Here is a 12,029-nt window from a genome sequence, read left to right on the forward strand (position 1 = left end):
TACTAATGGGTTCGAAAGTAAGCGAACATCATTTATAATGTAGGCTCCGTTCGCCAAGCTTATCGGATATTTACACACATGCGCCACGATGACGGTCGTAAACTTGATCACAAAACATTAGAAGCCATTCGCGTTCGCGCCGTTCAACGGGTCATGGATGGCGAGAGTCCAGAAGTCGTCATCAAAGCGCTGGGGATGAGCCGAGCACGAATCTATGAATGGCTGGCTGCCTACCGCGAGGGTGGCTTTGACGCGCTCAAGGCCAAGCAGATTTCCGGTCGTCCCAAGAAACTGAGCGGTGCTCAGATCCGGGAGCTGTATATCTGGATAACGACCTTTACGCCGGACCAGTTGAAGTTTGATTTTGCCCTGTGGACTCGGGGCCGAGTGCGTGAGCTCATCCGGCAAAAGTTCAACGTCCGGTTAAGCGATGTCTCGGTCGGTCGTCTGCTTCGAAACCTGGGGCTGACGCCTCAGAAACCCCTGCATCGGGCCTACCAGCAAAAGCCAGAGGCCGTGAAACAATGGAAAGAAGAGACCTACCCGGAAATTCGCAAGGAAGCAAAAAAAGTCGGCGCCACCATCTATTTCGGCGATGAAGCCAGCATTCGGTCTGATTATCACAGTGGCACCACCTGGGCACCCAGGGGTGAAACTCCGATCATCCGTAATACGGGCAGTCGCTTCAGCATCAATCTGATCTCGGCCATCTCGCCTCGCGGCGAGCTTCGCTTTAAGACCATTCAGGGCAACATGAACACCGATGCGTTTCTTGGTTTCCTCAAGGCTCTGGTGCAAGACGTTGACAAGCCGGTTTTCCTGATCCTCGATAACCACCCGGTTCATCATGCTCGTCGGGTTCGAGACTATGTTGAGAGTCTCGACGGCAAGCTCAGGTTGTTCTTCCTGCCGCCGTACTCGCCGGAGCTGAATCCTGACGAGTCTGTTTGGGGCTATATCAAATACCATCACGTCGGTAAAAAGATCATTAACAGCAAAGAACAACTTCGGAGCACTGTTTACCGGCAGCTTCGACGTTTGCAAAAATTGCCACGACTATTGAAATCGTTTTTTGGCCATCCGGATTTGGCTTCTATCTCTGGGTAATGTTCGCTTACTTTATTTCGAATTAGTAAGTGCAAGGCTGTCCTTGCCCACCCTTAAGGCCACACCTTGAATTGCTGCCCGTTTCCAGATCCACCCCACCATAGTCAGCACCTGGAAGCGCGACCTATTGGAGAGCGCGTCCGACCTCCTCGAAGGCAAGAGTATAGTCGGTAAGCAATTCGATGAACTCAGCACGGACGAACTGTACCGTGAGATTCGCCGACTGACGGTGGAACGCAATTTTTGTTGCTTAAGCTCCTGGGTGGCTCGTTCCACTTTGGCTGAGCTCCATGTATTTCACAGAGCCCTTCGGAAAATCCTTGCGAACCAAAAGCACTTCATCAACCTGTCACGTCAGTGACACGACAGTGTCATCTCTCAGCTTTACCGTTCAATTGTAACTCGCAATACGGCGAGCTTATTTATTGCAAAAGGTGATCCTGTGGCGCCAACTCAATCAACCAATGTGATGCTTCGAGTCGAGAGTATGGGCGTAACCTACCCGGGAAACGTCCTCGCGCTCAAACCCACCAACGTTCACTTTCACAAGGGCGAATTCACCGTGCTACTGGGACTTTCAGGCGCGGGTAAATCCACTCTGCTTCGTTCACTGAATCACCTGGTTAAGCCCACAACCGGGAAGGTTGTGTCTGGCGAGTTTGGTGAACTGACCAACCGTAGAATCCTGCGACAGCACCGCAGCCGCACCGCCATGGTGTTCCAGCATCACCAGCTGATCGAACGATACACCGCGTTACAGAATGTGCTGACAGGCAGACTTGCGTATCACGGTACTTGGCGAAGCCTGCTTCCCCTGCCCCGGCAGGACCTGGAGTTGGCTCTGCAATGCCTCGACCGCGTAGGTCTGGCTGACAAAGCGCTTTCCCGAGTAGATCAGTTGTCCGGCGGCCAGCAGCAGCGGGTTGGAATCGCCAGAGCATTGGTGCAGCAACCATCCATGATTCTTGCCGATGAGCCCGTTGCCAGCCTGGATCCGGCCACTTCTGAAAAGGTACTCGGCCTACTGCGCGATATTTGTCAGGAAGATGGAATCACCGCGGTTATTTCCTTGCACCAATTGGAATACGCCCAGCGTTTTGCAGACCGGATCATCGGCCTTTCGAACGCTCATATCGTTTTTGACGATGCTCCTGAAAACCTGAAATCGAAACACCTGGACGAGATTTACCACCGTTCACCCAGCGTGGTAGCTGCGGAAGGCAAACCAGCCATCCATAAACCTAAGACCACCCCGATAACGACAGACGTACTGGAGATAGCACAATGAAGACAATGATTCACTCTTTGCTGGCTCTGATAATGATGCTCGGCATCCATTGGTCAGCCCATGCCGCAGATACAGACCCTGATCTTTTGAAAGTTGCCTTGCTGCCGGATGAGAACGCGTCAGAACTGATCAAGCGAAACCAACCTTTGAAGGATTACCTGGAAACCACTCTTGGTAAGGAAGTAGAACTGATTGTTACCACCGATTACTCCTCCATGATCGAAGCCATGCGTTTTGGCCGAATTGACCTGGCTTACTTTGGTCCGTTGTCCTATGTGATGGCCAAGAGTAAGAGTGACATTGAACCCTTTGCCGCCATGGTGGTAGACGGGAAGCCGACTTATCGCTCCATCATTATTGCCAATGCGGACTCTGGCGTTGGCTCCTTCGCGGATATCAAAGGCAAGAAAATGGCCTACGGTGACCGCGCATCCACTTCCAGCCACCTGATCCCCAAGACCGTACTCCTTGAGAAGGCAGAGCTCGAAGCCGGAAAGGACTATGAGGCTCATTTCGTCGGTAGCCATGACGCTGTTGCGGTTAACGTCGCCAATGGCAATGCCGACGCCGGAGGGTTGTCCGAAGTTATCTTCGAGCATGTGATGGACCGCGGTTTGATTGATCGGAGCAAGGTCAAAGTGCTGGGCTACAGCGGTGACTTTCCTCAATACCCCTGGGCCATGCGTTCGAACCTGGCCCCTGAGCTGAAGAGCAACATTCAGAAAGCCTTTCTGCAGATCGATGACCCGGAGATTCTCGACAACCTGAAGGCTGAGGGATTCGCGGCAATTACCGACGAAGATTACGATGTCATCCGCGCTATGGGTGGCCTGCTCAATCTTGATTTCGCAAAAATGTGAGGAGTGCCCCATGAACTATACAACGACGGAACCGGCGACTCTGTCGCCGGCCCCGTCGGCCTCCGTGCTGGATGAGCACGCGAAAGGCTGGCGGAAAAAACTCGGACAGTCGCTGTTAGTGCTGCTCATCATTTTTGTCGCAAGTTGGTACGTAGGGCTGCTCAATTTCAATACACTTGCCAATGGCGTGCCAGCCATAGGCACACTCATTGGCGAATCTCTTCCCCCTGACTTCACCAATGTGGCCAGCTGGGTGTCGCCGTTAATCGACACGCTTGCGATGAGCATTGCCGGTACTGCCATTGCAGTAACCTTGTCTGTGCCACTGGCATTCCTGGCTGCGCGCAACACCTCTCCACATCCGGTGGTGTTCCAAGTAACTCGAACCCTTTTAAACGGTTTGCGTTCAGTCCCGGAACTGATCATGGGCATCATCTTCGTGGCTGCTGTTGGTTTTGGGGCGTTGCCTGGCGTACTGGCGCTCGGTCTTCACTCCATTGGCATGGTTGGAAAGTTTTTTGCCGAAGCGATTGAGCATGTAGATGAGGCGCCAGTGGAAGCGGCCGATGCTGCCGGCGCTACTCGCTTGCAGGTGCTCTATCACGCCGTGCTGCCACAAGCACTTCCTCAATTCGCGGACGTGTCCATTTATCGCTGGGAATACAATTTCCGTGCCTCGACCGTAATGGGCATGGTGGGTGCCGGTGGTATTGGCTTCGAATTGATGGGCTCGCTGAGAATCATGCAGTATCAGGAAGTCAGCGCCATTCTCATTGTCATCTTGTTGATGGTCACCGTCGTGGACAGTCTCAGTGGCCGCCTTCGTAAGAAATTCAAATAAGGAACGTCGATGAAACCCAAGGTTGTGATAACCCATAAGATCCATGACAGTGTTCTGGATGAACTTGCCCAAGATTGCGAGCTGGTCACCAACCAATCCGGCGCCACGTTGCCCCAGGAGGAAGTGGCTGCGCGCGTTGCAGACGCTGATGCGATGATGGCGTTCATGCCAGACCGAGTTGGAGTGGAGTTCCTACAGGGGTGTCCGCGCTTGAAGGTGATTGGTGCAGCCCTGAAAGGCTATGACAACTTTGATGTGGATGCCTGCACGCGTCATGGGGTTTGGCTGACATTTGTACCGGATTTGCTAACCGTGCCTACTGCAGAGCTAACGGTCGGGCTGACGATCAGTCTCACCCGACAAGTCAAGGCGGCGGACCACTTCGTTCGATCCGGTGAATTTACTGGCTGGACACCACGCTTCTATGGGCAGGGGATCGAAGGCTCACGGATTGGTATTGTGGGTATGGGGGCCATCGGCCAAGCGGTGGCGCAGCGCCTGAACGGATGGGGAGCGGATTTAATCTATTCCCAGCCGGAACGTTTACCCGTGCAGCATGAGCAGGCACTGGGTTTGTCCCATACTCCCCTCAAGATGCTGCTGGCCCAGTCAGATATTGTGATCCTGGCACTGGCGCTCAATGAGCAAACCCTCCACACCATTAATCGCGAAACGCTAACAGGAATGAAACCGGGCGCATTCCTTATCAATCCCTGCCGTGGATCTGTGGTGGATGAGGGTAGTGTTCTGCAAGCGCTTCAATCCGGTCAGTTGGGGGGGTACGCCGCTGATGTGTTTGAGATGGAAGATTGGGCGAGAGAAGATCGTCCGAGGGAGATCGCCCAGGGGCTCAGGGCCCACCCCAACACGCTGTTTACTGCTCACATCGGATCGGCAGTCAGCCAGGTGCGTCTGGCTATCGAGCAACGCGCTGCTCGGAACATTCTGCAAGTGCTTCGGGGTGAGCGGCCGGGTGATGCGATCAATGATCCCAGTGGCCGCGAGAGCGGCCCATGCTGAATCTTGTCTGGCTGAAGAATTTCGTGGCGGTGCTGGACCACAACGGGTTTCAGGCCGCAGCCCGCCAGTTGGACATCGCACAACCCACACTGTCCCAGCACCTTCAAAAACTCGAAAACCAACTTGGCGTTTTATTGGTCCACAGGGGGCGCTCTGGCTGTGAGCCAACCCGGGCTGCCTTAACCTTGTTGCCTTTTGCCCGAAGTCTGCTCCGGCTGGAGGAGCAGGCGAGATCTTCCATTATGGAGGCTCGACTTCGCGTTGGGGCGAGCTCCAATATTGGGATTTATATGCTCCAGCCCTACATCCGTCGTTACAAGGAGCTGGGCGTAGGGCCCGAGGTGGATGTGGTAATAGATTCCAATCCGACTATTGCACGGCATTTATCGGACGGTGAGCTGGACGTGGCGATTATGGAGTGGTGGCATGATCTACCCGGATTCCATGCTCAGGCGTGGCGTAACGAGCCCGTTGTTCTAATCGTTCCGCCTGGTCACCCGTTAGCCCGTCGAACCGATATCGACCGCGATACGCTGTCTAACATGGCTCTGATCGGCGGCGAACCCGGCACCGGCACTGGCCGGCTTTTGGCGACCTACTTCGGTGAGCATGGGCCATTTCCGACGGTATCTATGCAGCTGGGTAGCACCGAAGCCGTCAAGCAAGCGGTTAAGGTCGGACTTGGCGCATCGTTGGTGCTTGAAAGTTCTGTACGGGAGGAGGTCCAAAATGGAAGTCTGGTGGCTATTCCCGTGAGTGAGCCTGGCCTTAGCAAGGAGCTGATGGTGATTTATCCGAGCAGCCTGGACAAACACAGGCCAGTATACTCGTTTGTTGGGCATCTCTGTGAATAGCTATTGGGTCCACCTCACGCATATCTAGCTGGGAATGCAGATACTGAGCCTCACGCTCACTTCGACAACGCAGTATTCCGTCATCTGCATATCGGCAGAATGGGATATCCGGATGACGAACGGTCAGCCAACGATCCAATGCATAATGCAGAAACAGGTTTGCCAGAACTGGCGATAACGGGCCACCTTGTGGTGTGCCAACGTTCCGTCGTTCCTGCTTACCATCTTTCGTCTGCATCGGTGCCGTTAGCCAGCGCCTCACATACAGCAGCACCCAGGATTCAGAGCAATGGTGGGGTCAGTTCACGAAACGGAAAAAATTGTACGCTAAGCCTTTGGCATCAATGATATCGACACCATTTTTTCCACAATTCATAAAGTTGCGCAGTAATTAGTCGACGACTGGCCCTTGCTAAATAATTTTCATTTCAGCATGAGTTGTGCTTTAAAAATTCAATTCTGCAACTACACTCATTGGGCGAACAGAGCGAGAAATCCGCCGTTAATTCCAATAGCGGCTACGCGAATGAATATCAGCTCTTAGGGAAATATTATGTTAAATTGTCTATTCACCGCTGAAGAACTAACCCCCCAATAACCCCTGCGCAAAATGCCCAGTAGCAAACGCCAGCCCCGCTGCGGCCGTACCCATGATCAAAGTCCGGAGTCCTGATCGCATTGCTGGTAAGCCATAGACGATACTTTTTAGCATTCCGATACCCAAGAAGACGACGCCTGCCAAACCAAGACTCGTCAGGAACTGAATCTGACTCTCCAGACCCGGGATGGCATAAGGCAGTAAAGGTAAAGCACCAACCGACAAAAATGCGGCGAAGGTAGTCAACGCGGCTCGGCGTGGGCTGAGTCCGGCACCCGAGAGTCCGTACTCTTCTCGCAACATGGTTGCTACCCACACATCGGGATTACGACTGATAGCCTCCACTACTTGCTCCAGCAATTCGCCGTCGAATCCCTTCGCCTGAAACAGCTGGCGAATTTCCTCACGTTCACCTTCTGGCACAGCACGGATATGTTCACGTTCTGTGCGTTCAGCAAATTTGATCTGATTCAACTGCGCCTGGCCCGCTTCGTAATTACTTACCGCCATGCTGAAGCCGTCTGCAATCAGGTTTGCAAAGCCGAGTACCAACGCAACCTGTGGCGAGAAACCTGCGCCGAACGCACCCGATACAACCGCAAACGTTGTAACGCAGCCATCGATGCCGCCAAGTACAGCGTCTGGAAGTGTCGATGCCTTAACGGGACCGGCAAGCCGTGCACGAACGGCATTTGGCTGGTGCTCGCTTAGCAGTCTGTCATTTTCTGTGGATGGCATGTTTCAGCCTCCTGTTCAGGACGCGATGCGGTGTGCTTTGAGATTATAGACTCTGCTCGGCATTGTGGCTTTGTCCATCAATACACATCTTCAAGATAACGCCCCTGGCCTCTCAGCGTTTCAATATCGATGTGCAGGGGTTTGAGAATGTCTCCTATCACCTGCCGCACGGCCGCTGCCATATCCCGGCCACCACAGACCAGTATCTGCGCACCGGTGCTAACCATCTGCTGTACCGCTAACTCATCCTGCTTTAGCCTATCCTGCACGTAGGTGCGCTCGTCTGCTCTTGAGAAGGCAGTGTTCAGCGCGCTCAGTCGATGATCGTCAAGATAGCGCCCGAGCTCGGGTTGGTAGAGAAAATCCGAACTGGAATCGCGACCGCCCCAGTACAGATACATAGGGTTGCGTCTGGTATTTTTTCGGATGAAACCGGTTAACGGACCAATGCCGGCACCTGCACCGATTAGGATAACTGGCTGGCTACCTGTAGCTGGCCGGAAGCCTGGATTGGGGCGGATAAAACCATCGATACAAGCTCCCGGCTTGAGGTCATGCAAGTACCCGGAGCATAGACCGCCGGGCTGCTTGCGGACGCATATCTCAACAATCCCGTCGCTAGCTGAGGACGCGAGCGAGTAGAACCGCGGGGCTTGACCGTCGGGGGGCATAACCCCAACTAAGTCTCCCGCCTCGAAGGGTGGCAGCGCTTTAAATCTTCTTGGAAAAACCCTTGGCCATCCGCCCTGCTCCGCCAGCTTGAACCGGAAGATACTGGTTGGTGCCTGCACCGCGATCCCGTAGTCCGCCCTTTCTACCAGTTCCAGTTTTACCGTAGCAGGATGCAACGCTTTGTAGTTCAACAAAAGCGGCAGTCCGATAAGTTCACCAACCCGGCTTCCCCACTCACTGAATTGGGCGGCAGAACACCGGTCAATCAACTCAATGGCGAGCAATCGGTTCATGCCTTTACGGGCGAGCACTGCATCCACCTCTAAGGCAAACTGACAGTAGCTCGGAAACTGCCGGTCACCAAAACCCAGTACCGTGTATCGCAGGTTCTTCTCAGCCCGGAATTCTTTGAGCCTGGCCATAAACTGCCGGGCCGATGCGGGTGCATCACCATCGCCGTATGTCGAAGTCAGCACGAACAGCCTGGAAGCCTGCGGATACTGCTTAGCCAGGGCATTCATCTCGCTGCAATGCACGCGGAAACCGGCCTTATTCAGGCTGCTATGGAGTTCCCGGGCAAATCCCCAGGTGGCATTACCTTCGGAGCCGACCAGAATAATTGTATCCGCCTGAGCGGCATCGGCGTTGTCAGGAAGCTGCCCTGAAGACCGGCGACGCTGCCACCAGATGGTTGCACCTGTTATCGAGAGAGCTGGCACAGTCAGTGCCGCAGCGCCAAGAATCAGGCCAAGCCACCATAGGCCTTCACCGGTGTGCAAACGTACAATCCAGTCCTGCAATACGCCGCTGTCAGAGCGCGGCTCGAACTGCAGCAACTCGCCCGTAGCCTGGTCCACGAATCCGGAGCCGCCGGCGGTTGACAGTGAATAGGCATCCTGCGGATCACCGGGATAGGGAAACACCAGTTCCCGGAGTTCGCCAAGATCGAAATTGCCTAGGGCTTTTAAGGTGCCCACAGGCGATGGTTGCCCGCCCGAGACCTCAGCCGGAAACCTTGGCCCGGTGTCAGGCGCTTCAGCCAGCAAACCAAAGCGCTGTGCGGACATATAGCTGCCGGTCAGCGCGGATAACAGTAGGCCGAGCACGGCAAACCGGGCCAATTCGGCATGGATTCGTTTCCCGCCAGAGCCGGAAAGCGGTCTTAATATATTCTTCCAACCCCCGGTACGCCGGGCTATCAAAAATATTCCCGAAAGACACAGAAGCACCATCAAAACAGCCAATACGCCGGCCAGCGCTCTACCGGCATCATCCAGCATAAACGCACGATGCAGATCCTTGATCCAGCCAAAGAATGCGGAAGGTTCGTAGGGCGTGCCCTCACCTGTTACCGGATTCACCAGATCCGCACCGGCCTGGCCGTCACGGCTGTAATAGACAATGACCTTGCCAGAAGGCTCTCGCACGATCTGCTCAGTCCCGGGATAGTGAGCAACGACCCGGTCTGCCAGCTCGGCAATACTGACTTCACCGGAAGCCGGAATGACCGCTGACACTCTATCCAGCGTCGGAGCCAAAGCCAACACAGCTCCCGTGACCGAGAGAACGATCAGGAACACGCCTGCAAGCAAACCCGGTAAACTGTGGAACTTGCGCAACATAATAGCCGATGCTCCTGGTGAATTATTGAAGCTCGTAGGTCAGAGCGCGCACGTAACCACGTCCTGAAACCGGCTTTCCGGACCCTTCGGTGGTCAGGGGGGCTATCACATCGGCTCTGATATCGCGCATATCTTCAACAGCAGAGTCGACTCGAACCTCATAGCCGTTGTCGATCAGCGAATCATCGAGGTTCAGAGTCACTTTCAGCGTGCGGCCACTGGTAACACTGGCGCCAGTCAAGCCGTCATACTCTGCAGGATCAAGCCCACTGCCCCGGGCCCAGCCTCCCAGGTGTTTGTAGTATTTAGATTTCTTCCCGGAAACCCAAAGGGTACCCTGATACTCTCCGGCGGCATCGGTAAGATACAGCGCCAGATAGGCTCCATCGCCGCCGTAATTCTGTAGTTCCGTAGTGAAGGTCACGTCACGGGCCTGGGCGAATACCGGTAAAGCCAAGGCGGCGAAAAGGCTGCAAGTGAGAACAAACGTTTTCATAAATGGTCTCCAAAAACCTGATGAACGTTAAAGGAACAGGGCAAATTCGCTCAGTTACTCAACGGTAACCGTGGGACGCCCCTTGACGATGCCGTTGCGTGGCGCCTGACTTTTGGGATTGTCCTGTCCATTTTTCCTGTTGCCGCGGTCCCTCTCCTCATCGTCACTGTCTTCACGCTCCCATTTCATCATGGTCAATGAAGCGGGCGCGAAAGAGGCTTCTGCCCTGACCCCATCGGCATCGAGGCCCCGGACTTCATAACAACCGTCGTCAACCTTTATTCGGTGAACTGTCCAGCCTTCGGCTTCCAGCTTTTCACGCAGATTTTCACGGGGCTGCCAACTCGCCACCGGATCATCGCAGTCGTCATCGGCCAGTGCGGTGCCGCTCAGAAGTAACAAAGACAGGCTCAGAATAATGGGTTTGGTCTTCATGGTGTCTCTCCTGCTGGTTGTGTTAAATCCACTCTAAGGCGCTAACCTGACAACGACCTGAACAAACGAGGCCATTTCAGCGGAACTGAAAAGCTTCTTTATGGAAGCGAGTCAGGCGGAAGGGTGCTGCCCGCAAGCCGTTTCTAATGGCTTCCCCCAGCCCTGCCGGGCCGCAGAACCAGACCTCTGCGCCTGCTGCCGAGCGTCCGTTGGTAGACAACGTCTCGGCAGACAACCCCTGCCCCTTGCTGCTGTCATGAATCTCGAGGTGTATCCCGGGAAAGCCATCGCAAAGCGCCCGAAGTCGATCCACCATGGGGTCCTGGCCGGCGTTGCGCGTGCAGTAATGCAGATCGGCTTCAGGCACGGTGGCGTCGGTGGCGCTGCTTAGAGCTTCGAGCCAGGCCAGAAACGGCGTGATCCCGATGCCACCGGCTATCCAGATCTGGTGGGATTTGCGGTTGCGGCGATCGAAGTTAAAACAGCCGTAAGGGCCTTCTATATTTACGGTTTGCCCCACGCTGATTTTCTGGCTCAGATTGCGGGTAAAGTCTCCGAGGGATTTGATGAGGAAGGTAACAGTGCCATTTTCCCGATCCGCACTGGCGATGGTGAACGGGTGCGCACCCTCAATCCGGTCGAAGGTCACAAAGGCGAATTGCCCCGCACGGTGACCGGGCCATGCCGGCCCCATGTGGCAGGTAACTTCGGTGACGTCCCGGTCTGGTGTTTTGATCGCGGTGACCATGCCGCGAACCTGGCGACGACGACCAACTCTGCCGGTCAGAGATAGCCCGCTGGCGATGCTCCCGCCAAAGAGCAAAATGGCCATCAGTAGTCCGATTGGCTGCTGCCACCATTGCAGCGGAGTCAGCCACGCCGCGTGGAAAGCGAGCAACAGATAAAGCACCGGCATGCCGCGATGCAAATAACGCCAGTATTTGTAGGGAAACTTGCGCCACAAAGTGATCAACAGCATGGCGAACAGCAGATAGACGGCCAACTCCCCTACCTCTTCCGCAGCATCGCGCATGGTGTCGATGAACCCGGAATAATCCTGATCGTGCAGCCTGCCGGCCTTTCCGAAAATCGACTCTATAACATCGTCACCCATTTCAATCAGCCAATGAGCTGCCGCGAATACCACTGCCAGAATGCCCGCCCATTTGTGGGTGCGATAGATCTGATCCAACCCGCCCAGCGGTCTCTCCAACCAGGCTGGGCGCAGTGCCAGCATCATGGTCAGTGACATCAGAGCAATGGATAACAGCCCACTGAGCAGCAGGCTCTGGTCATAGACTGCCCAGGGAGAACCGGCCCCAGGACCTGCAAAGAGGTTCCAGGCCCATAGGCCCAAAACCAACACAACGAAAGGAAAAATCATCCGCATCATCACATCTCCTGCGATCGGTACCTGGAATATTCCCCCGAAGGCTAGCGCCCAAACCTGACAGCCAGCTGAAGGTCGGTGAAGAGAGATCGAAGCGTTATTGACCAT

General features: G+C 54.8%; 12 protein-coding genes. 6 read left to right on the top strand and 6 right to left on the bottom strand.

The features are described from left to right. The first annotated feature begins 78 nt into the window (after nucleotides 1-78). The 6 genes from B9Q17_RS15865 (at nucleotide 79) to B9Q17_RS15895 (ending at nucleotide 5,970) form a co-directional block, all read left to right on the top strand. The gene (locus tag B9Q17_RS15865) at nucleotides 79-1,107 is read left to right on the top strand and encodes an IS630 family transposase (protein WP_094625962.1); all 1,029 of its coding nucleotides are present in this window, start codon (nucleotides 79-81) and stop codon (nucleotides 1,105-1,107) included. Nucleotides 1,108-1,549: 442 nt separating this feature from the next. Beyond that, complete coding sequence (phnC, locus tag B9Q17_RS15875) at nucleotides 1,550-2,395, top strand: phosphonate ABC transporter ATP-binding protein (RefSeq protein WP_011784779.1); 846 nt, start codon at nucleotides 1,550-1,552, stop codon at nucleotides 2,393-2,395. Beyond that, entirely contained in the window at nucleotides 2,392-3,255 is an 864-nt protein-coding gene (phnD, locus tag B9Q17_RS15880) for a phosphate/phosphite/phosphonate ABC transporter substrate-binding protein (RefSeq protein ID WP_011784780.1), read from the top strand. The genes phnC and phnD overlap by 4 nt, the downstream gene beginning before the upstream one ends. Before the next feature lie 10 nt (nucleotides 3,256-3,265). Next, on the top strand, nucleotides 3,266-4,096 hold the full coding sequence (phnE, locus tag B9Q17_RS15885) for a phosphonate ABC transporter, permease protein PhnE (RefSeq protein ID WP_011784781.1): 831 nt from the start codon (nucleotides 3,266-3,268) through the stop codon (nucleotides 4,094-4,096). 9 nt (nucleotides 4,097-4,105) lie between these two features. Next, the gene (locus B9Q17_RS15890; protein ID WP_011783502.1) at nucleotides 4,106-5,116 is read left to right on the top strand and encodes a phosphonate dehydrogenase; all 1,011 of its coding nucleotides are present in this window, start codon (nucleotides 4,106-4,108) and stop codon (nucleotides 5,114-5,116) included. Next, on the top strand, nucleotides 5,110-5,970 hold the full coding sequence (locus B9Q17_RS15895; protein ID WP_094625963.1) for a LysR family transcriptional regulator: 861 nt from the start codon (nucleotides 5,110-5,112) through the stop codon (nucleotides 5,968-5,970). Before B9Q17_RS15890 ends, B9Q17_RS15895 begins: the two co-directional genes overlap by 7 nt. Here B9Q17_RS15895 and B9Q17_RS15900 read toward each other — a convergent pair. From B9Q17_RS15900 to B9Q17_RS15925, 6 genes are all read right to left on the bottom strand, one after another. Then, complete coding sequence (locus B9Q17_RS15900) at nucleotides 5,885-6,244, bottom strand: reverse transcriptase domain-containing protein (protein WP_227498341.1); 360 nt, start codon at nucleotides 6,242-6,244, stop codon at nucleotides 5,885-5,887. The genes B9Q17_RS15895 and B9Q17_RS15900 overlap by 86 nt on opposite strands. A gap of 309 nt (nucleotides 6,245-6,553) precedes the next feature. Further along, nucleotides 6,554-7,306 (bottom strand): VIT1/CCC1 transporter family protein, encoded by a 753-nt coding sequence (locus B9Q17_RS15905; protein ID WP_094625964.1) that lies wholly within the window; start codon nucleotides 7,304-7,306, stop codon nucleotides 6,554-6,556. Nucleotides 7,307-7,383: 77 nt separating this feature from the next. Next, entirely contained in the window at nucleotides 7,384-9,600 is a 2,217-nt protein-coding gene (locus B9Q17_RS15910) for a PepSY domain-containing protein (RefSeq protein ID WP_094625965.1), read from the bottom strand. Between the two features lie 22 nt (nucleotides 9,601-9,622). Continuing rightward, complete coding sequence (locus tag B9Q17_RS15915; protein WP_011784788.1) at nucleotides 9,623-10,096, bottom strand: DUF2271 domain-containing protein; 474 nt, start codon at nucleotides 10,094-10,096, stop codon at nucleotides 9,623-9,625. A 54-nt stretch (nucleotides 10,097-10,150) separates the two neighbouring features. Further along, on the bottom strand, nucleotides 10,151-10,531 hold the full coding sequence (locus B9Q17_RS15920; protein WP_019677800.1) for a PepSY domain-containing protein: 381 nt from the start codon (nucleotides 10,529-10,531) through the stop codon (nucleotides 10,151-10,153). A 76-nt stretch (nucleotides 10,532-10,607) separates the two neighbouring features. Then, nucleotides 10,608-11,924, bottom strand: a complete 1,317-nt coding sequence (locus B9Q17_RS15925; RefSeq protein WP_094625966.1) for a ferredoxin reductase family protein — start codon at nucleotides 11,922-11,924, stop codon at nucleotides 10,608-10,610. Nucleotides 11,925-12,029 lie beyond the last annotated feature (105 nt).

The sequence above is a fragment of the Marinobacter vinifirmus genome (genome assembly GCF_002258215.1).
In the GTDB taxonomy this organism is placed as follows: domain Bacteria; phylum Pseudomonadota; class Gammaproteobacteria; order Pseudomonadales; family Oleiphilaceae; genus Marinobacter; species Marinobacter vinifirmus.

Bases quoted from the DNA above. Each gene is read 5' to 3' on its own strand.
- phnE (WP_011784781.1), top strand. From the start codon at position 3,266: ATGAACTATACAACGACGGAACCGGCGACTCTGTCGCCGGCCCCGTCG.
- B9Q17_RS15910 (WP_094625965.1), bottom strand. From the start codon at position 9,600: ATGTTGCGCAAGTTCCACAGTTTACCGGGTTTGCTTGCAGGCGTGTTC.
- B9Q17_RS15895 (WP_094625963.1), top strand. From the start codon at position 5,110: ATGCTGAATCTTGTCTGGCTGAAGAATTTCGTGGCGGTGCTGGACCAC.
- B9Q17_RS15865 (WP_094625962.1), top strand. From the start codon at position 79: ATGCGCCACGATGACGGTCGTAAACTTGATCACAAAACATTAGAAGCC.
- B9Q17_RS15905 (WP_094625964.1), bottom strand. From the start codon at position 7,306: ATGCCATCCACAGAAAATGACAGACTGCTAAGCGAGCACCAGCCAAAT.
- B9Q17_RS15925 (WP_094625966.1), bottom strand. From the start codon at position 11,924: ATGATGCGGATGATTTTTCCTTTCGTTGTGTTGGTTTTGGGCCTATGG.
- B9Q17_RS15920 (WP_019677800.1), bottom strand. From the start codon at position 10,531: ATGAAGACCAAACCCATTATTCTGAGCCTGTCTTTGTTACTTCTGAGC.
- phnD (WP_011784780.1), top strand. From the start codon at position 2,392: ATGAAGACAATGATTCACTCTTTGCTGGCTCTGATAATGATGCTCGGC.
- B9Q17_RS15890 (WP_011783502.1), top strand. From the start codon at position 4,106: ATGAAACCCAAGGTTGTGATAACCCATAAGATCCATGACAGTGTTCTG.
- B9Q17_RS15915 (WP_011784788.1), bottom strand. From the start codon at position 10,096: ATGAAAACGTTTGTTCTCACTTGCAGCCTTTTCGCCGCCTTGGCTTTA.